The organism is Colwellia sp. SU-HH01217 (assembly GCF_057543495.1).
Genome location: NZ_BAAJLX010000011.1, coordinates 61,649 through 82,493 on the forward strand (window position 1 = coordinate 61,649; position 20,845 = coordinate 82,493).

Annotated in this window: 19 protein-coding genes; 16 read left to right on the plus strand and 3 right to left on the minus strand. The window is 38.1% G+C overall.

Annotation, left to right across the window (positions count from 1 at the left end; genetic code table 11):
- Window positions 1–10 precede the first annotated feature (10 nt).
- From ftsE to hemB, 11 genes are all read left to right on the plus strand, one after another.
- A complete protein-coding gene (ftsE, locus tag AC27G3_RS13370) occupies window positions 11–718 on the plus strand; it encodes a cell division ATP-binding protein FtsE (RefSeq protein WP_487122325.1) in 708 nt (235 codons plus the stop codon).
- Window positions 711–1,688: a permease-like cell division protein FtsX gene (gene ftsX, locus AC27G3_RS13375; RefSeq protein WP_487122327.1), complete on the plus strand. Its 978-nt coding sequence runs from the start codon at window positions 711–713 to the stop codon at window positions 1,686–1,688. Before ftsE ends, ftsX begins: the two co-directional genes overlap by 8 nt.
- A gap of 233 nt (window positions 1,689–1,921) precedes the next feature.
- Window positions 1,922–2,785 (plus strand): RNA polymerase sigma factor RpoH, encoded by an 864-nt coding sequence (rpoH, locus tag AC27G3_RS13380; protein WP_487122329.1) that lies wholly within the window; start codon window positions 1,922–1,924, stop codon window positions 2,783–2,785.
- 395 nt (window positions 2,786–3,180) lie between these two features.
- Window positions 3,181–5,676: a TonB-dependent receptor plug domain-containing protein gene (locus AC27G3_RS13385; protein ID WP_487122331.1), complete on the plus strand. Its 2,496-nt coding sequence runs from the start codon at window positions 3,181–3,183 to the stop codon at window positions 5,674–5,676.
- A gap of 228 nt (window positions 5,677–5,904) precedes the next feature.
- The gene (gene tatA, locus AC27G3_RS13390; protein ID WP_487122333.1) at window positions 5,905–6,129 is read left to right on the plus strand and encodes a twin-arginine translocase TatA/TatE family subunit; all 225 of its coding nucleotides are present in this window, start codon (window positions 5,905–5,907) and stop codon (window positions 6,127–6,129) included.
- Between the two features lie 3 nt (window positions 6,130–6,132).
- A complete protein-coding gene (tatB, locus tag AC27G3_RS13395) occupies window positions 6,133–6,516 on the plus strand; it encodes a Sec-independent protein translocase protein TatB (protein ID WP_487122334.1) in 384 nt (127 codons plus the stop codon).
- Window positions 6,513–7,289 carry a twin-arginine translocase subunit TatC gene (gene tatC / locus AC27G3_RS13400; protein WP_487122336.1) on the plus strand — a complete coding sequence of 259 codons (777 nt, stop codon included), beginning with the start codon at window positions 6,513–6,515 and terminating at the stop codon, window positions 7,287–7,289. The genes tatB and tatC overlap by 4 nt, the downstream gene beginning before the upstream one ends.
- Window positions 7,279–7,809: a hypothetical protein gene (locus tag AC27G3_RS13405; RefSeq protein ID WP_487122338.1), complete on the plus strand. Its 531-nt coding sequence runs from the start codon at window positions 7,279–7,281 to the stop codon at window positions 7,807–7,809. The genes tatC and AC27G3_RS13405 overlap by 11 nt, the downstream gene beginning before the upstream one ends.
- 11 nt (window positions 7,810–7,820) lie before the next feature.
- Window positions 7,821–8,657: a TatD family hydrolase gene (locus tag AC27G3_RS13410; protein WP_487122339.1), complete on the plus strand. Its 837-nt coding sequence runs from the start codon at window positions 7,821–7,823 to the stop codon at window positions 8,655–8,657.
- A gap of 2 nt (window positions 8,658–8,659) precedes the next feature.
- Complete coding sequence (locus tag AC27G3_RS13415) at window positions 8,660–10,180, plus strand: sensor domain-containing diguanylate cyclase (RefSeq protein WP_487122341.1); 1,521 nt, start codon at window positions 8,660–8,662, stop codon at window positions 10,178–10,180.
- Between the two features lie 47 nt (window positions 10,181–10,227).
- Window positions 10,228–11,271: a porphobilinogen synthase gene (gene hemB / locus AC27G3_RS13420; protein ID WP_487122342.1), complete on the plus strand. Its 1,044-nt coding sequence runs from the start codon at window positions 10,228–10,230 to the stop codon at window positions 11,269–11,271.
- A gap of 45 nt (window positions 11,272–11,316) precedes the next feature.
- Here hemB and AC27G3_RS13425 read toward each other — a convergent pair whose 3' ends face one another.
- Window positions 11,317–12,540 carry a hypothetical protein gene (locus AC27G3_RS13425; RefSeq protein ID WP_487122343.1) on the minus strand — a complete coding sequence of 408 codons (1,224 nt, stop codon included), beginning with the start codon at window positions 12,538–12,540 and terminating at the stop codon, window positions 11,317–11,319.
- A gap of 249 nt (window positions 12,541–12,789) precedes the next feature.
- On the opposite strand from AC27G3_RS13425, the gene AC27G3_RS13430 reads away from it, so the two are divergent.
- On the plus strand, window positions 12,790–13,413 hold the full coding sequence (locus AC27G3_RS13430) for a PEP-CTERM sorting domain-containing protein (RefSeq protein ID WP_487122345.1): 624 nt from the start codon (window positions 12,790–12,792) through the stop codon (window positions 13,411–13,413).
- 298 nt (window positions 13,414–13,711) lie between these two features.
- Here AC27G3_RS13430 and AC27G3_RS13435 read toward each other — a convergent pair whose 3' ends face one another.
- Both AC27G3_RS13435 and rhlB read right to left on the minus strand, forming a co-directional pair.
- Window positions 13,712–15,244 carry a Ppx/GppA phosphatase family protein gene (locus AC27G3_RS13435; protein ID WP_487122347.1) on the minus strand — a complete coding sequence of 511 codons (1,533 nt, stop codon included), beginning with the start codon at window positions 15,242–15,244 and terminating at the stop codon, window positions 13,712–13,714.
- Between the two features lie 9 nt (window positions 15,245–15,253).
- The gene (gene rhlB, locus AC27G3_RS13440; RefSeq protein ID WP_487122349.1) at window positions 15,254–16,537 is read right to left on the minus strand and encodes an ATP-dependent RNA helicase RhlB; all 1,284 of its coding nucleotides are present in this window, start codon (window positions 16,535–16,537) and stop codon (window positions 15,254–15,256) included.
- Window positions 16,538–16,653: 116 nt separating this feature from the next.
- On the opposite strand from rhlB, the gene trxA reads away from it, so the two are divergent.
- The 4 genes from trxA (at window position 16,654) to fre (ending at window position 20,835) form a co-directional block, all read left to right on the plus strand.
- Window positions 16,654–16,980 (plus strand): thioredoxin TrxA, encoded by a 327-nt coding sequence (trxA, locus tag AC27G3_RS13445; protein ID WP_487122351.1) that lies wholly within the window; start codon window positions 16,654–16,656, stop codon window positions 16,978–16,980.
- Window positions 16,981–17,205: 225 nt separating this feature from the next.
- A complete protein-coding gene (rho, locus tag AC27G3_RS13450) occupies window positions 17,206–18,465 on the plus strand; it encodes a transcription termination factor Rho (protein WP_487122353.1) in 1,260 nt (419 codons plus the stop codon).
- 123 nt (window positions 18,466–18,588) lie between these two features.
- Window positions 18,589–20,073, plus strand: a complete 1,485-nt coding sequence (gene ubiD / locus AC27G3_RS13455; RefSeq protein WP_487122355.1) for a 4-hydroxy-3-polyprenylbenzoate decarboxylase — start codon at window positions 18,589–18,591, stop codon at window positions 20,071–20,073.
- A 66-nt stretch (window positions 20,074–20,139) separates the two neighbouring features.
- The gene (gene fre / locus AC27G3_RS13460; protein WP_487122357.1) at window positions 20,140–20,835 is read left to right on the plus strand and encodes an NAD(P)H-flavin reductase; all 696 of its coding nucleotides are present in this window, start codon (window positions 20,140–20,142) and stop codon (window positions 20,833–20,835) included.
- Window positions 20,836–20,845: the final 10 nt, after the last annotated feature.

The following is a 20,845-nucleotide window of genomic DNA, read 5'->3' on the forward strand; positions in this document are numbered from 1 at the left end:
TAACTATAATATGATTCGTTTTAATAATGTAAATAAAACATACCCTGGTGGTTTTCTCGCGTTAAAGCAAGTGAGCTTTGATTTAGAACAAGGGGAAATGGCCTTTTTAACCGGACATTCGGGAGCTGGTAAAAGTACGTTATTAAAATTAATTAGTTTAATGGAAAAGCCCAGCTCTGGTAGCATTAAAATTAATGGTACTGAATTAGCCAATATAAAATATAACGAAATTCCTTATGTTCGTCGTGGTATAGGTATGATCTTTCAAAATCATAATTTACTCACCGATCGTACTGTTTTTGACAATGTTGCCCTCCCTTTAATTATTGAAGGCTACAGCCATAAAGAAATAAAAAAACGGGTGGAAGTTGCTTTAGAAAAAGTGCATTTAAGTAATAAAATTCGATGTTATCCTTACATGTTGTCTGGTGGTGAACAACAGCGTGTGGGGATCGCTAGAGCCATAGTGAATAAACCTCCAGTATTATTAGCCGATGAACCCACAGGTAATCTAGATCCTAAATTGTCGATGGATATTATTCGATTATTTGAAGAGTTTAATGCCGTAGGTGTAACTGTGTTGATCGCCACGCATGACTTGGGGTTAATTGCTCGCATGAAATATCGAACGCTGACGATTAAAGAAGGCACCATGATAACAGATGGTCTTAATCATGGTGAAACCGCGAATATTGGTCAAGGAGTGAGTTATGAGTAACCCTTTGCCAACAATGGAATCACCTAAGCGATCGAGTGCTATTCGGCGATTACTTTCTTTACCAGTTCGTCATGCTCAACAAGCTGTTGGCAGCTTAGGCGATTTATGGCGCACTCCTTTTACCACCGTTATGACTGTTTTAGTGTTAGGTATTAGTTTAACTTTGCCGGCAACGCTGCATTTGTTTGTAAAAAATGCTAAGCAAGTCACTGAGCAGTGGGACAGTGCTTCTGAAATTAGCTTATTTCTAAATTTATCGGTAAGTGATAAAGCGGCTCAAAATTTAGTACAGCGAATTATGCTGTATCCAGAGGTTGCTAAAGTTAAATATATTTCTAAAGACGATGCTTTAAAAGAATTCAAAGTGTTATCTGGCTTTGGTCAAGCATTGGAGTATTTAGATAATAATCCTTTACCTGCAACGATATTGGTAACACCGACTCAAAGAGCTTCACAAGCACATGCCGCAGGCGACTTGCTTACTAAGTTAGAGCAAGAGCGCGAAGTTGAGCAAGGCAAATTAGATTTAGAATGGTTATCGCGTTTAGAGGCTATGGCCGCATTAATAGAAAATATTGTCTCAAGTGTGGCATTTTTACTGTGTTTGTCTGTGGTACTTATTATTGGTAACACCATACGCTTAGCCATTATTAATCAGAAAGATGCCATAGCTGTAATGAAACTAGTGGGAGCGACTGACAGTTTTATCCAGCGTCCTTTTTTGTATTCAGGTATGTGGTATGGAATTTTTGGCGGCGTATTTGCGAGCATCGCTATTGCATTACTGGCCTATTACCTTTCTGGCGCGTTAACGACTCTCACCGACTTATATGGTAGCAACTTTGTCCTACAAGGCTTAACTTTTGATGAAAGTATGATACTGATTGGTTTTGCGGTCGGCTTAGGTTTATTAGGTAGTTATATCTCCGTTCGACAACATATTCGTGATATTGAGCCGAAAACAGATTAATAAGTTAAATAGAGCGGTACATTTATGTTATTTGCTTTGTTATTGATCTTCTTAGCATAAATGACTTTTTTAAATGGATGGCGATTACTGCTGTTACAATTTCATACAAGTTTAATATTAAATTTGAAATATACTGTTGTCTTAACCTATCTGGTAGGTTAATGTGGTTCGCTTATCGCTCGCGAGCACAGGAAAAATGTGTTATCATAGCGAGATAGAACAGGAGATTTAAAATGAGTAATTCTACACAGTCAATGGCGCTAACTTTACCTAAAAGTGGCAGTATCGAATCTTATATGCAATCAGCATATAGCATTCCTGTACTTACCGCTGAGCGTGAACATGAACTGGCTACTCGTCTTTATAACGAAAACGATTTAAATGCGGCACAAGAGTTAATTATGTCACATCTTAGATTTGTCATTCATGTTGCAAAAGGCTATTCAGGCTATGGTTTACCACAAGCAGATTTAGTACAAGAAGGTAACGTGGGTTTGATGAAGGCAGTAAAACGCTTCAACCCTGAAGTTGGCGTACGTTTAGTGTCTTTTGCTGTTCATTGGATTAAAGCAGAAATACACGAGTATGTATTACGTAACTGGCGCATTGTTAAGGTTGCTACCACTAAAGCACAACGTAAATTATTTTTTAACTTACGTAAAAATAAAAAACGTTTAGGTTGGTTTAGTGATGAAGAAGTTAGCACTGTTGCTGACACATTAGGTGTAAGTACCAAAGATGTTTTAGAAATGGAGACTCGCATGAGTAGCCAAGACCAAGCATTTGAATTGTCATCTGATGATGATGCAGGTATTGATGCGGGCACTTTTTCTCCGGCACAGTTTTTAGAAGATAAATCTTCTGAGTTAGCAACAATTGTTGAAGAAGACAACTGGGAAGATCATTCTAACCAACGTTTATCTAATGCATTAGTAACGCTTGATGAACGTAGCCAAGATATTATTCGTACTCGTTGGTTAGTTGATAGTAAATCAACTTTACAAGAGTTGGCCGACAAATACGACATATCTGCAGAGCGTGTTAGACAACTAGAAAAAAATGCATTAAGTAAACTGAAAAACACAATGGCATTTTAATAGCGTACTTATTGTTAAATAAATTTATTAAGAAACCGACGAAAGTCGGTTTTTTTATGCCTGAAATTTGAGGTTGTTACTGGTAAACCTAGCACAATTTAAGTAGCGACATTAACGAGAATATAAAGGCTTTCAATATAAGGTGTTTATATTTTCATCTAAACCCTACTTTTTATAATGAACACTTAGAGTATATATTATACACCGAGCAAAAATACTGTATTAAAAACAAGCTAAAGTTACACAAAGTAACAGTTTGGTAATACAAATAACAATATACAAACAAAGTATTACGCCATTTTCTTCTTTGATATAGCAGGATGCAGGCACGGCTTTTATACAGCCTTTCAATAAAAACAATTTCATTTATTCGTCAAGACACATCGGAGAAAATTATGAGTTCTACAACTAAAATTAGTTGTGCCGTTCGCCGTGCGATCATGTTAGGTGCAGTTGCTGCTGCGAGTCCATCTGCTTTTGCTTTTGCAGAGGAAGATGGCGCTCAAGCAATCGAGCGAATTGCGATCACAGGTTCACGTATTAATCGTACTGATATAGAAACAGCTAGCCCTGTTACTGTTATTTCATCAGACTTTATTAGCAAAAGTGGCTACACATCAGTACAAGAAGTTTTATCAATGCAACCTGCAACTGCAGGTATGAGTTTAGGTGCCACAACCAATAATGGTTCAGGTGGTTCTGCTACAGTTAACTTGCGTGGTATGGGCGTAAGCCGTACTTTAGTGTTATTAAATGGCCGTCGTATGGTGGCTTCAGGTACAGGGGCAGACTCTTCAGTTGACTTAAACACTATCCCTGTATCAATGATTCAATCAATTGAAGTGTTAAAAGATGGCGCTTCTGCGGTATATGGTTCTGACGCTATTGCCGGTGTGGTTAACATTATTACTAAAAAAGACTTCTCAGGCACCGAAGTAACTGCTGACGGCAGCATCACTGATAAAGGTGATGGCGAAAGCGGTGGTTTTAGCATCTTAAATGGTAGTGAAGTTGTAGGTGGTAACTTAGTTGTTGGTTTACAGTACTCTAACCGTGGTGAGATAATTCAATCTGATCGTGATTTTGTACCACCGGGTGAGTCTTCATTTATTCCTGAAGGCACGCTAGGAGGGCTAACGCCTGATGGTAATGGTGGCTTCAAACCTCGCGATACTTCATATGATTACACTACAGACAGCTACGCACAAACACCGAATGAATTATTCAGCTTGTTCAGCAGCTTTAATAAAGAAATAGCTTCAGATACCGATTTAAGTGTCGACTTAATGTACACTCGACGTGAGTCAAATCAGCAAATGGCACCGCAACCTGCTGATATAATGCTAGATGTATGTCAGCCGGGCGGTGCAAATAATGGTCAGTGTATTGAAGATAAATATTCCTCTCAATTTATTGATGCTGACGGTAACTTACCAGAAGAATTACAATACAAACGTCGTATGACAGATGCTGGTCCACGTATCTACGATCAAGAAACTAATACTTATAGAGCATCTGTTGCTTTGTCAGGCTACCTTGACAATGATGACCAGTGGGACATTTCTGCAACTTATGGCCGTAATGACTCAAAAGACAAAGTAGAAAACTCTATTCATGCTGGCAATATGGAGCAAAGTATTTATAGCCATCAAGATCAATGGTTTACTAATACAGGTATTAATAATGCTTTTCTAACCTCACAAAGTGTTATGTATACAGAAACCAACGAAGGCGGCAACGAACAGTTTACTTTGGCGGCAGGCTACAACGGTGTTAGTGAAAATGATATCGGTTATGCGTTTGGTGTTGAATCTCGTTTTGAAAGCGGTTATTACACGCCTGATTTAATCACGCAAGCAGGGGAAAGTACTGCTGCGCAACAAGATCCAACTGACGGCAATTACTCAGTTCAATCAATTTATGCAGAAGTGTCAGTACCAGTAACCGACAAATTTACGGTTGAAGGTGCTACTCGTTACGATGATTACTCTACTTTCGGTGGCGCAGCCACTTGGAAAATAGGTGCAACTTATAACTTTACCGACAGCTTTATGTTACGAAGTGTAGCGGCAACAGGGTTTAGAGCGCCAAGTGTAAGTGAGTTATACGGTGGTAACTCAGGTTCATTCGATTATTTAGAAGATCCATGGGGAAATGAAGAAGATCCACAAATTCTAGTTAATTACACGAGTGATCCAAACTTAAAACCTGAAGAGAGTGAATCTTTTACTGTTGGTGCTGTTTGGGAAGTTACAGAAGGTGTGTCAACAACACTTGATTACTGGAAGTTTGATATTACCAATGCTATCAGTCGTGTTAATGTACAAAGTGAGATGAACCAGTGTTTTGATGGTGATCAACTTGCTTGTGACACAATCAACATCACTCAAGCGGGTGACTTATCTCACATGACTTCAACGTTAACTAATATTGGTCAACAAAACACCTCAGGTGTTGATTGGAATATTAATTACACGCATGATCTATTTAAAGTGTCGCTTGATACAACTTACTTACTTGATTTTGAAGAAGACGGTGTAAGTTATGAAGGTACCATTGATGGTAACATGGGTGGCTACTCTCAATTAAAGTCTAACTTATCTGTGTACGCAGATATCACCGAAGATGCAAGCGTGCTTTACACCGCACAATTTATTCAAGGTATGGACGGTAATGCGTGGGGAGATGAATACTCAACAGATAATGTTATTTATCATAATCTTTCTAGCTCTTATTACATAAATAGCGACTGGCAAGTTACAGGTGGTATTAAAAACATTTTTGATACAGAGCCTGAAGAAGTGCCAGATGGTAACGACATGAATACCGTACCAAATATCTATGATGTAGTAGGTCGTACATTCTTTGTTAGCACGTCATACAAGTTTTAATATGGGTGCTAGGTCGTGTTGAACATTGAGTCATTTTTGATACTTTTTTAAAAGTTCAGCAGATCTGAAGAATCGATAATAAAGCGGCAGAGTATTCTGCCGTTTTTTTGGGTTTTGAATCGCTCGAATGAGCTAAAATTTGTTTTATCTCATTAATTAAGCATTCTATAGATGCTTTTTTTTATGAAAACTCTATAATCAAGATAATTCGATAAGAGGAGTATATTCATGGGTAATATGGGCGTTTGGCAACTACTAATTCTTGCCGTTATTGTAGTGCTGTTATTTGGTACTAAAAAGTTACGTAATTTAGGCGGTGATTTAGGATCAGCGATTAAAGGGTTCAAGTCTGCTGTAAGTGAAGATAAAGAAAAAACTGCAGAAACACTTGACGATAAGTCCGCTGATAATCGAGACGTAAAACAAGATACTAAAGAAAAGGATCAGGCATAGTTTATGTTTGATATGGGCTTTTGGGAGTTAATGCTGATTGGCATTCTCGGCTTATTAGTTTTAGGCCCTGAACGATTGCCTGTTGCTATTCGATCCGTCAGAGGTTGGATTTCAAGTGCTAAAAAATTTAGTGAAGGGGTTAAAACTGAGCTAAAAGAAGAGTTGCGCATTAACGAGCTTCATGAAAATTTAAAAAAAGCAGAACAAAATGACTTAAAAAACCTCAGCCCTGAAGTCGCAGAGTCGTTACAGTCGCTTAAAGAAGCTGCTGAAATGGTGACGCGCCCATATGAAAACTCTTCAGCTAAAGAGGCTTTAACTAATCCTTTAGCAGATAGTGTTAAAGAGCAATCTCCTGCCAAAGAAGAACAGAAGCCAAATTCATGAGTGAAAAAGCCCAAGCTAACCACACCTTATTTGATCACTTACTGGAGTTACGCACAAGGTTATTGCGCTCGGTATTGGGTGTATTAATCGTTTTTTGTTCGTTAGCCTACTTTGCGCAAGATATTTATCAATATTTAGCGCTACCGTTGTTATCGACAATGCCAGAAGGCACGCAAATGATTGCAACTGATGTTGCCTCTCCTTTTTTTGCGCCCTTTAAGTTAACTATTGTCTTATCAATGTTTATTGCCATGCCGTTTATTTTATTCCAGGTGTGGTCATTTATTGCTCCAGGGTTATATCGAAATGAAAAACGGTTAGTTATTCCGCTTATGGTCGGCAGTACCGTTTTATTTTATGGTGGAATTGCTTTTGCTTATTATGTGGTTTTCCCTGTAGTTTTTGCTTTTTTTAATTCAGTTGCACCTGAAGGTGTTACGATTGCAACGGATATTAGTAGCTACCTTGATTTTGTTTTAAAACTATTTTTTGCTTTCGGTGCCGCATTTGAAATTCCAGTTGTTATTATACTGTTGTGTTGGACTGGTGTGACAGATGTCGACAGCTTACGTAAAAAAAGGCCTTACATTATTGTTGGCGCTTTTTTTATCGGAATGTTACTAACGCCTCCTGATGTTATTTCACAAACTATGTTAGCGGTTCCCATGTTATTACTCTTCGAAGTGGGTGTAATTTTCGCTTCGTTTTATACTAAAAAAAGTGTCGATGAAGAGCATGAAATTGCCACTAAAGGTGTCTCAAATGAGAAGTAAATTAAGTTATTTAGTTGTATTGGTCTTGTTGTGTGTATCTCAAGTGAACGCAAAGGCCTTTAATGAAAAATTTAAAGACTGTGTCAAAATAAGTGGTGATTCACAAAGATTAGCTTGTTTTGATGCTTTGGCTACAACACCGAAAACTAAAGCGACAACAAGCACTATTAAAGCTGCAGTTGAAGTCCCAACGGTTAAAAACAGTGTTGCTAATGCTAAAGCAAGTGAAAGTGTTACTCCCACAGCAGATAAAATCGCAGAATTTGGTGGTGAAAACCTAAAGGAAGAAGAAAAAGATAAGCTTGAACAAGTTACATTTGTTGTTAAAACGGTTAAAAAATCAAATTTTGGTAAACTTCAAATTACTTTTGAAAATGGACAAGTGTGGTATCAAACCGACAGTAAATCTATAAAACTGAAAAGTGGTGACACGGTTAATATAAAGCTTGGTTTTGCTACTGCAATTTATTTAAATAAAGTGGATAGTAATCGCTCCATTCGCGTAAAGCGAAAAAAATAGATAGTCAGATTTTGATTGATATAGGCGTTAATTTAACTAATAAAAGATTCGATAAAGATCGGGCTGAAGTTATAGAACGTGCTAAAAATAAAGGTGTCAGTGCTTTATTGGTCACAGGTACCAATGTAGAGGAAAGTCGTAAAGCTCTCGGTTTATGCCAACAATACCCAAAATATCTCGCTTGTACCGCAGGTGTTCATCCTCACGATGCTGACAATGTTAGCGATAATTATCTTGAACAATTAACGACTTTAGCACAATTTGAGCACGTTAAAGCGATTGGTGAATGTGGGTTAGACTTTAATCGCAACTTCTCTGCGCCACAGCAACAAGTTAAGGTATTTCAACAACAAATAGCATTAGCCGCTGAATTACAGATGCCCCTGTTTTTACATCAACGAGATGCTTTTGACCCTTGGTTAGCTCAACTCACTCCTTTTATCGATAAAGTGCCAGCAATGGTTACACATTGTTTTACAGGCAACAAACAAGAGCTTAGCACTTGTTTGGCGGCAAATATGTATATTGGTATTACAGGGTGGTTATGCGATGAAAGAAGAGGACAAACCTTAAGAGAGATTGTTCAACATATCCCACTTGAACGATTGCTCATTGAGACTGATGCGCCCTACCTTACGCCAAGGACAATCAGGCCTAAACCCAAGAGTAGCAGAAATGAACCTGCTTATTTGTCATATGTTGTTAAAGCATTAACTGAAATTACAGGGGTCTGCTCAGAACAAATTATTGAACAAACAAGCCTCAATGCAAGACAGGTATTTGGTTTAAATCATTGTGCTAGTCAATATACTATTGGTCAGTCAATTGATGAGAATCGAGAGGGCTAACTATGTGTTATTTTAAGCGCTTAACTTGGCTAGCTTACTTTCTTTTACTCTTTACTTTTCAGTTCACGAGTTATTCAGCTATTGCAGATACTCAAACAATAGCCCCCTCAATAGTTAATCCTCAAGGTTCTATTAAGAGGGCTGTTGAAGAAATATCGATTATTGATCCTGATATTCATTCAGACAGTAGTCATTATACTCAGTATTATCATGGCTTTATTGTTGGCGGTTTAACCTTATTAGCCTTGGTTATGTTAGTTATATTTGCTAATAGCCTTAATAAAAGTGCATTGTTTTTGTTCGGCTATTTTATGAGTCGAGCCTTATTACTATTAATAATATTACAAGAAAGTACGCTTTACTTGTTTTTTAATACTGATGAGTTTCGAGCGACCTGCTTAGCTTTATTACCTGTCATTGCCTTGATATTTATGGTTTATTTTATTCTTGATGTTTTCAATATTAAAAATAAATATTCACTGTTTTACCAACGAATTAAACACTTTAGTTGGGCATCAATTTGTATCACTTTGTTTAGCTTGTTTTTTGGTGTTCAAGTTAGTTTGGTTGTCAGTTTATCGATTCAATGTCTAATATATCTGTTCTTAATCGCTTTAGGCATTATGCTATTAAAAGCACGCCAGCCTTTAGCTATTGTATTAATTATCACCTTGGTGATTGAAACTTTTGCATTAGTGACGAACATCACAAGACTTCCGCTAAGTCATTTAATATACCTTGATCATGACATTGTTTTAACTGGGCTATTTTTCTGGTCAAACGCTCTTTTGGTGTTATTTCTAGCCAGTAAGTACTTGTTTATTCGACTACAGTCGCAAACCGAGCTGCAAGAACAGACGCTAGCGAGTGCTATCAGCGCAAAAAAAGCGAATGACGAGTTACTCGCTCTACATCAAGATAATCAAGAAGAATTAGAAGCACATGTACAAGAGCGCACTTTAGAACTTCATATTGCATTGCAAGAGTTAGAAAGCTCTAACCGAGAGCTTGAACTTAAAAATACTCAGGACGACTTAACAGGACTTTATAACCGACGCTTTTACGATCAAAAAATAAAGGCAGAATATCGTCGGAGTAAACGAAATTTAACACCATTAAGTTTAGTACTTATTGATATTGATCACTTTAAAGCTGTTAATGATACTTACGGCCATTTAGCAGGTGACCAATGCCTAGCTTGGTTAGGAAAAGCAATAAAAACACGTTTAAAACGAACAGCAGATTTAGGCTGTCGTTATGGAGGTGAAGAGTTTTGTCTAATTTTGCCTGATACTGATTCTGCGGGCGCATTAGCGTTAGCAGAAAAGCTTAGAATGGATGTTAGCAATGAACCTTGTCTGTATCACGATTTATCAATTAAGCTAACGATTAGCTCTGGGGTGGCGACTTATTTGCAACAAGGCGATATTATGCCGGAGCAATTATTCGAAGGCGCTGACAAAGCGCTTTATAAAGCCAAAGAGAGTGGACGAAATCAAACGAAGGTTCATCAGTTCCCTTAACCCTATAATTACCATCTTTTTAAAAATTACACTTTAGGAATCACATTATGTCTACTGACAATACTTTTGGGCAATATCCTGCACGTAGAATGCGTCGTATGCGCAAAGATGATTTTACTCGTCGATTAATGGCTGAACACCAACTAACGGTTAATGATCTTATTTATCCTGTCTTTGTGCTAGAAGGTGAGAATCAAAGAGAGTCGATTGCTTCAATGCCTGGAGTTGAAAGAAAAAGCATTGACTTGTTGCTAGAAGAAGCTCAAGAGTTAGTCGATCTACGTATCCCTGCTATTGCTATTTTTCCTGTAACACCGAGTGATAAAAAATCATTAATGGCGGAAGAAGCCTATAATCCTGAAGGGTTAGCTCAGCGAGCAGTTCGCGCGTTAAAGTCGAAATTCCCACAATTAGCCGTAATAACTGATGTTGCATTAGATCCATTTACTACGCATGGGCAAGACGGTATTTTAAGTGAGTGTGACAAGGATAAAGCCGGCCCAGAAGGTTATGTTGTCAACGATGTCACTAAAGACATATTGGTTAAGCAGGCACTCTCACATGCTCAAGCTGGCGCAGATATTGTAGCACCATCAGATATGATGGACGGCCGTGTAGGCGCTATTCGAGAAGCACTCGAGTCTAATGGCTTTGTTAATACAAAAATCTTAGCGTATTCAGCAAAGTATGCGTCTAACTATTATGGTCCATTTCGAGACGCAGTCGGCTCTGCAGGTAATATTAAAGGTGGTAACAAACACACTTATCAAATGGATCCTGCCAATAGTGATGAAGCTTTACATGAGGTGGCTCAAGACATTGCCGAAGGTGCAGATATGGTTATGGTAAAACCTGGTATGCCTTATTTAGATATTGTTCGTCGCGTTAAAGATACCTTTAAAGTGCCTACTTATGCGTATCAAGTAAGTGGCGAGTATGCCATGCATATGGCTGCCATTAACAATGGGTGGTTAGCTGAAAAGCCGTGTGTGATGGAAGGTTTATTAGCGTTTAAGCGTGCAGGTGCTGACGGTATATTAACTTATTTTGCTAAGCAGGTTGCTCAGTGGTTAAAAGAAGAGCAAAGCTAACACATCACTAAAAAAGGGGCTTAAAATGTGCCCCTTCTGCGTAATTTACTTATGTGTTTGCATCATCGATGCAGTTTTAGGTAACGCCAGTAAGTCAGCAAAAACACGCCATAATTCCGCTTTACTATCATCATTAACCAAAGTAGCTAAGTAATCCTGTACTAAGTCTTGCCCGTAGTTGTAGGTGATAACATAAGAGCGATTGTGTTGGTAAAAAGCTAAACGTTGTTTAGATCGCTCTTCGCTGCTTAAGGTATATTTCATTAATAAGGCTATAGCTTGTGATTCGTTAATATTGCCATCGATAAAGCGCTGGGCGACCATATTATCGACATAAGATAATTGATGTAATACCGATTGAATTTGATAATACCGCTCACTCTTTTCGGGATCTATTCCAGCCAGTGGGAACAGTACGTCACGTTCAAACGCAATGCGTTCTTGCCATGGAAATGTGACTTCAATGCCGTAGTTAGCACTGCCCTCAGCTAATAAAGAGGTTGGACTAAATAAATTATAAATAGAATACTCCATCCAGCCTTTAGCGTTCACTAAGTGTTTTTCCATTTGAGCATTAAAAATATGATGACCGGGATAGCCTTCATGGGCGGCTAAATCGATGACTCGCTCAATGTAAATTGGAAAATCCGTATTGAGCTGAATTAAGCTGTAACTATTACCTTTATACCAATTATAGGCGCTCCATATTTGATCGTTAACAAGCTCAACTGCAAAGTTTTCATCATTCGGAATGTCTATATATTGGAGAGTACGTTTTCTCGCCTCATTAATGGCGACAGAAAAGACACTGTCGAGTTTGTCCACAGGAATAATAAAGTCTTTACGATAATCAATAAACCGCTGAGTTAAATTCCCTTCTCCTGGAATTAGCCGGTCAAGCTGGAAGAGTATTTTGTCAAAATGTTGTTCATCATATTTCGGTGGTTGGGCGTCGTATAAAGCTTTACATTCATCGGTAAAACTCAGTTTTACGCCCAGTAATTGATTGATATAAGCTAATGATGATTCTAAATGAGCAAATAAGTAAGCTAATCGAGCTTGCTGATCACTTTTCTCAGTAAATGTTATCAGCTTTGCTTGATGGATAAGCTCCAGTGCTTCATTTTTTAATTGTGTTAATGAGATCTCTCCACCCTTAGGACGCCATTCATTTGGACCATAATAGGCGTCAACATAATATTCACTATGTTGTCCGATTCTTAATGATAACTTGACGTAACGCTCTGCAATCGCATTGATAGCTTTCATTCAATTTCCTAGGTACTGATAAATAAACATACGAATCTCAATATTTGTGGATATTGTATACCTTTGTTGCGGTGCGAAAAAGTGATAAATGAATAAGTCGTAGGGCAATATGTCAATATACTTTACATTAATCAATATCCGCCTATTTGAATAAAACATATCCTTTTGATTTTATTGGTTAATAATTTGTTGGTGCATTTATTGCACTATTGTCTAATATCTAATTAGCCGTTTTATTAGGACGTGTAAATGAATAAATTTAACAGTGTTTTCGGTTTATTTGCCGTATTATTTACAGCATTCTCGAATGCAAACATTATAGATATTGACTACCAGTATGACGGTAGTACTCTAACTTTGATTAATGGCCCTTCGCTTTTTGGTACAGAATTAATGGTGGGCGACACGCTTAACCTTACTTATACCGCAGAAGGTCATAACTCTTACTGGGATTTCTCATCTGTTGGTATTGAAGGTAATGTGAATTTAGGTTTTCAAGACTCATTTTCTTGTGGTGCACGCTCAAGTAGTGGTAGCTATAACGCCAATTTAAATGGTAGCAACGTATTAACTAATACTTATAGTGTCCCATATCAATCTTGTGTTCATTTAGGCCCTGATTCTATTGATTTTTCAGGATTAACAATGATAGATGTATTTTCAATCTCTTATACGCTTGAGTCATCGGCAGCTGATAATAATGTTATAGGTCCATATAGTGAAGTAACGTGGTGGCAGGTATGGGAGCTTTTCGATGGTGAAGATGTTGTATTTAACTATGAGCCTGATGGCCAAATACCTGAACCAACGTCAATCGCATTATTTGCTTTAGCGATAATGGCGCTATTAACTCGTAGGTATAAAGCTTTATAAATTCAGCGCTTTAAGGGCTATATTTTAAACACTGCTTGAATGACTCAGCAGTGTTTTTTTATGCCTAAATTTTTACTTAACCTGAACTCGGTTTAAGAGATGGTTAACAGTTTGAAAAATAGGTAAATAATTATTTTACTCCACTCTAGCTTGATAGTTTTTCTTAATTCAAGGCAAATTTCGCGACAATAGCTGGCCTATTGCAAGAAATTTAACGAAGAAGTAAGGAAAAATAGCTGCTAGAGAACTATTTGTTAAACCGAGCTCAGGTTACTTAGATTACGACTAAATGAGGGGGTTAACTTAACGTGAAAGTACTGATGACTAAAGAAAAACCTAATTTCTTCAAATGTAAATTTTCTTGTTTTAATTCATCAACAATTAATGGGTGAGTCGTTAGCCAAGTGTTCGGTAAGGTTAATAATAACTGATTATTTTCGAGTTCGATTTGATAGCAAGGCAAAACATCGTCTTTGCGTCGATGGCAAAGAATGACAGCTAACCGTAAAATAGTGAGTAAGTATTTCGCTGTTTGTAATTCTACGGCCGTTTGTTCTTGCAATAATGTTAAATTGATATCGCCTTTATATAATTGCACAAAAGCGGCGAGAACTTGCCTTTCTGTTTGGTTAAAACCCGGTAAATCCGCATTTTTAATAATATAAGCCCCATGTTTTCGATGCTGCTTATATTCGAGTAATAAACCGACTTCAAGCAAGGCACAACTTGCTATTAGTAGCTTATACCCATTATCTTTTTCTAGCTTTGTTGAAAGAGATAATTGGTCAAATAAATTAACGACTTGTGCGGTAATACGTTTTGCATGTTGTTGATCTATATGAAAACGCTCAACTAAAGACGCAATGGTGCGTTGTCTTATACTTAATTGTCGCATATTGGGCAGCATTTCGTAGAGTAAACCTTCACGTAATGCGCCACTAGACAGTTGTAGTGATTTGATTGAAAAACAGTCAAAAAGCGCTATCAATATAGCTAAGCCACTAGCGAATACAGGTATTCGATCAGTGGTTAGTCCATGAATAACAATGTCATCAAAGTGCTCAAAGGCGATAAGCTCTTGATATATACTTTGTAAAAAGTCGGCAGTAATAATGGCTGGCTTGTGCTGCGCTTGCAAAATTTCAGCTAATGCTTGCATGGTACCAGAGCCGCCAAGGACGGCTTGCCAACCAATTGTTTGATAAGCATTGATTAAAGGGGATATTTGTTCTTTAGCTGCTGCGATAGCACGAGTAAAATTTTCTTGGCGAGGTGTTAAATCGGCAAAGAACTGTTTTTTAAACGTAACACATCCGATATTTAAACTAGTCACAATTTTTGCGTCAAAGCAATTACCGACAATTATTTCAGTGCTGGCACCACCAATATCTAACACTAAACGATGATCAACACTGCAAGAGGTATGAGCGACGCCTAAGTAGATTTGCTGAGCTTCTTGCTCGCCAGTTAGTACAGATATGTTTCTACCGAGTACTTTTTTAGCTTGTTTTAAAAAATCGTCGGCGTTTGTGGCAATTCTTAGGGTGGCAGTGGCTACAATACGAATGTTTTGTTCGGGGATATCTTGCAGGCGTTCAGCAAAAAAACTTAAACACTCTAAACCACGGGCAATGGCATCATCATTTAACTGGTTGTCTTCATTTAGGCCAGAGGCCAAACGTACTTTACGTTTGACCTTATCGACTACTTGTACGCTATCTTCTAATAAACGTGTAATCAGCATATGAAAGCTATTTGAACCTAAATCTATCACGGCAAATAGCGGTAATTCTGAAACAGCGTCTTTACTGTCAATAACGTTTTTTTCCATTAATAAAGCCTAAGACTTACGGCCACGATAATTGCCGCCACCACTACGATTACGGTTTTGATTGCCATTACCTTGGCGATTACCGTGTGCTCTAGGGCGTCGCTGTCTTGGTTTTGGTCGTGGTAAATCTGTCAATAACGCATCTGGATCGTATTTAGTTACCGGTAATTGATGTTCGATATACGCTTCAATGTCTGGCAAGTTAAGGGCTGAATCTTCACAGGCAAAACTAATGGCGTGACCCGTCGCACCAGCACGGCCAGTGCGACCAATACGGTGAACATAATCTTCACAATCATCAGGTAAATCATAGTTAAATACATGAGAGACACTGTCTATATGTAAACCACGTGCAGCAACATCAGTCGCCACTAAAACATCAAGATTACCCTTGGTAAAGTCTTCTAATATTTTTAACCGTTTCTTTTGAACAACATCACCCGTTAATAAGCCAACTCGAATATTATCGGCGGCTAAGTGATCGTGTACTTTTTCACAAATATGCTTTGTATTAGCAAAGATAATCGCTTTATCAGGCCATTCTTCTTCAATAAGTGTTTGTAATAAAGCCATTTTATCTTCATTTGAAGGATAGAATAACTCTTCTGAAATACGATTGTTTGTTTTTTGCTCAGGAGCAACTTCTACGCTTTCTGGTTCATTCATGTGCTCGAATGCCAACTCTTTAACGCGAAATGATAGCGTTGCTGAAAATAGCATGCTTAAGCGCTCTGTCGCTGGTGGCATTTTTCTAAACATATAACGTATGTCTTTAATAAAGCCTAAATCGAACATGCGATCGGCTTCATCTAATACAATAGCTTCAATGTGATTAAGGTTGTATATTCCTTGTTTTAAATAATCGATTAATCGGCCACATGTACCAATTAAAATATCTACACCACTTTCTAGTTCTTGGCGTTGACTTTCATAACCTTCGCCCCCATAAACTACACCAAGACGTAATCCTGTGCTTTTAGCCATTTCAATAGCATCACGATGGATTTGTATAGCAAGTTCACGAGTTGGTGCCATTATTAAGGCGCGAGGTTGGTTATGATCTGGTTGAGGTTTTTGCAGTAATTGGTGAAATGTGGCAGCTAAAAAAGCGATAGTTTTACCTTCACCTGTTTGAGCTTGACCAGCAATATCGGTACCTTTTAAAAGTATCGGTAAAGATTTCGCCTGTATCGACGTGCAATGTTGAAAGCCCATGGCTTCTAATCCGGTCACTACTTGCGGAGCAAGATTAAGATCAGCGAATTTTATTTCTGTTAAGTGTGTTTTTTTCATGGACGCTAGCTTAACAGGTATAAGTAAAAAACGGTATCGAATAAATGATGATGCGGTTATACTTCGCATTAAATTAACTAATTTAGGCAATTATGCCTACATCAACGGAGAATATAATGAGCGATAAAATTATTCAGCTTACGGATGACAGTTTTGAAGCTGATGTTCTAAATGCATCAGGCCTAGTTTTAGTCGATTTTTGGGCAGAATGGTGTGGACCATGTAAAATGATTGCACCGATATTAGATGATATTGCTGAAGAATATCAAGACCAAGTGACTGTTGGTAAATTAAATATTGATCAAAACGAAGGTACTCCACCTAAATACGGTGTTCGTGGTATCCCAACGTTATTATTATTTAAAGACGGCACTTTAGCAGACACTAAAGTGGGCGCTTTATCAAAAACACAATTGAAAGAATTTTTAGATAAAAACCTATAAATTTTTTGTTAAATATTAAAAATAAAAGGCTCAAATGGTTAATTTGAGCCTTTTTTGTGCGATTAATGCAAACGCCTTACTTTACGACACCACTAATTAGTGCTAAATTTAACTTCTCAAAGAAAATACAAATTAAGACACATCAACATCCCTATTCCTAAGTTAGTACTTTGTCATCAGACAAATACAACGAAAAACAGATAAAACATGTTAAAGAACCTCACTATGAATCTTACCGAACTGAAAGAAAAATCCATTAGCGACTTAGTAAAGCTAGCCGAATCAATGAAGCTAGATCATCTCGCTAGAACTCGTAAACAAGACATTATCTTTGCTATCTTAAAAGCACACGCAAAAAGCGGTGAAGATATTTTTGGCAGTGGAGTCCTAGAAATACTCCAAGATGGCTTTGGCTTTTTACGTTCATCCGATTCATCCTATTTAGCAGGTCCTGATGATATTTACGTATCACCTAGCCAAATAAGACGCTTTAGTATGCGCACTGGTGATACCATTCAAGGTAAGATACGCCCACCTAAAGACGGTGAACGCTATTTTGCTTTATTGAAAGTTGCAGAAGTTAACTTTGACCGTCCAGAAAATGCCCGTAATAAAATCTTATTTGAAAACCTCACACCTATTCATCCGCTTGAACGACTTACTATGGAACGTGGTAATGGTTCAACAGAAGACATTACTGCCCGAGTACTCGATTTAGCCTCACCAATTGGTAAAGGTCAGCGTGGGTTAATTGTTGCTCCGCCAAAAGCAGGTAAAACATTATTACTACAAAATATCGCGCAAAGTATTGCTTATAATCACCCTGATGCAGAGTTAATGGTATTGCTTATTGATGAGCGACCAGAAGAAGTAACAGAAATGCGTCGTTTGGTTAAAGGTGAAGTTATCGCTTCAACATTTGACGAGCCCGCTAATCGCCATGTTCAGGTAGCTGAAATGGTTATCGAAAAAGCAAAACGTTTAGTAGAACACAAAAAAGATGTCGTTATCTTACTCGATTCAATCACTCGTTTAGCTCGTGCATACAATACGGTTATTCCTTCGTCAGGTAAAATTCTTACCGGTGGTGTTGATGCGAATGCCCTACATCGTCCAAAGCGTTTCTTTGGTGCTGCTCGTAATATTGAAGAAGGTGGTAGTTTAACGATTATCGCTACAGCATTAGTTGAAACTGGTTCTAAAATGGATGAAGTTATCTACGAAGAATTTAAAGGTACAGGTAACATGGAATTACACCTGTCGCGTAAAGTTTCTGAAAAACGTGTGTTCCCTGCTATTCACATTAATCGCAGTGGTACACGTCGTGAAGAACTAATCACTAAGCCTGATGAATTACAAAAAATGTGGATTTTACGTAAAATTGTTCACGAAATGGATGAAGTTTCCGCTATTGAGTTCTTAATTGATAAACTCGCGATGACTAAAACCAACGATGAATTTTTTGATTCTATGAAACGTAAATAGTCATTACCAATGATCGAAAGAAACCAGTCTTTGCGACTGGTTTTTGTTTTTTAATAACAGACATATTAATGACTTAACTGTGACATTAATCTGGTTGCTATCCTAAGTAAGAAAAGTGCCGTTATGAAATATAGTGATTTAAGAGACTTTATCGCTCAATTAGAAAAAATAGGGCAGCTAAAACGCATTAGCCAACCTATTTCTACAGAGCTAACAATGACAGAGATTAGTGATCGTACTTTGCGTGCTAAAGGTCCTGCGCTATTGTTTGAACGCCCTATAGATAAAAACGGTGTTGAAAGCTCTGTTCCGGTACTTACAAATTTGTTTGGTACGCCAGAGCGTGTTGCCTTAGCAATGGGGCAAGAAGACGTAAGCGCGCTGCGTGATGTTGGTAAACTATTGGCTATGCTAAAAGAGCCTGAGCCACCAACGGGCTTTCGAGACGCGATTGGTAAAATACCCATTTATAAACAAGTGCTTAATATGCCGACGAAAGTTTTAAAAAAAGCGGCGTGTCAGCAACAAGTTTTTAGTGGCGATGAGGTAGATCTAACGCAATACCCTATTCAAACATGTTGGCCAGGAGATGTTGCTCCGTTGATCACTTGGGGACTTACAGTCACCAGAGGACCACATAAAGAACGACAAAATTTGGGGATTTATCGTCAGCAATTATTAGGTAAAAATAAAGTGATCATGCGCTGGTTATCACATCGTGGTGGCGCTTTAGATTTTCAAGAATTTAAGAAGTCGAATCCTGGTGAAAACTACCCTGTGTCAGTTGCTTTAGGCGCTGATCCTGCGACTATTTTAGGTGCAGTGACTCCAGTCCCTGATACTTTATCTGAATATGCCTTTGCAGGATTATTGCGTGGTAGTAAAACAGAAGTCGTTAAATGTATCAGTAATGATTTAGAAGTGCCTGCGTCAGCCGAAATTGTTTTAGAAGGCTATTTAGATCCTAACGAAACAGCGCCAGAAGGTCCTTATGGCGATCATACCGGATATTATAATGAAGTAGACGACTTCCCTGTTTTTACCGTGACTCATATAACTCAGCGTGAAAAGCCTATTTATCACAGTACATACACAGGTCGTCCACCTGATGAGCCTGCTATTTTAGGTGTCGCACTTAATGAAGTCTTTGTACCAATTTTACAAAAGCAATTTCCAGAGATTCAAGACTTTTATCTGCCACCTGAAGGTTGCTCATACCGGTTAGCGGTAGTCACGATTAAAAAACAATACGCAGGACACGCCAAGCGTGTGATGATGGGGGTTTGGTCATTCTTACGTCAATTTATGTATACCAAGTTTGTTATTGTTTGCGATGATGATGTTAATGCCCGAAGTTGGGAAGATGTTATTTGGGCAATGACTACTCGAATGGATCCCAGTCGTGACACGGTATTAATAGAGAATACTCCGATTGATTACTTAGACTTTGCTTCACCAGTTTCAGGTTTAGGATCAAAAATGGGATTAGATGCCACCAATAAATGGCCTGGCGAAACGGACCGAGAATGGGGTGAGCCTATAACAATGACCGATGAAGTGAAAACGCAAGTCGATCAGTTATGGGATGAGCTTGGGATTTTCGAATAATTAACACCGTTCAATGGTTTTGTTAATCACTGTTGGGCAGTACTGTAATAGAATAGGTTAAAAAAAATGAAAGTTATTAATTGTCAGGTTCACTCAATTACTTCACTCACAACACATGTGTATAAGGTATTGTTAAAGCCTGAGCAACCTGTCGATTTTATTCCCGGACAATATTTAAATTTTGTCATGAGCGATGAAGATAAACGTCCGTTTTCAATTGCCAGTGCGCCAAGTGCTGAATTTATTGAATTGCAAATCGGTGCTTTTGGCGCAGACAGTTATCCAATGCAGGTTATCGAGAAAATAAAGTCTAATGATAGCGTAACGATCGAAATTCCTTTAGGCAATGCACAATTGCGCACCGACAGTGAACGCCCATTGTTATTAATGGCCGGCGGTACAGGTTTTTCTTATATAAAATCAATGTTTGAACACCTTGCTGAACAAAAGAGCACTCGCGAAGTTGTCGTTTATTGGGGACTTCGTGAACCAAGCGCATGTTACGAGTTACATGAAACAGCAACTATGGTCGCGCAAATGCCTAATGCGAGTTTTATACCTGTGGTAGAACAGCCTGATGAAACTTGGCAAGGAAGAACAGGCCTTGTGCATCAAGCAGTAATGGCTGATATTGCCAATTTAGCTCCTTATGATATTTATCTTGCTGGTCGTTTTGAAATGGTTGGTTTAGTCAGAGGTGATTTTGTTGAAAAAGGCGCATTATTAGAACATATGTACGCTGATGCCTTTGCTTATATCTAAGTTTCTCTGC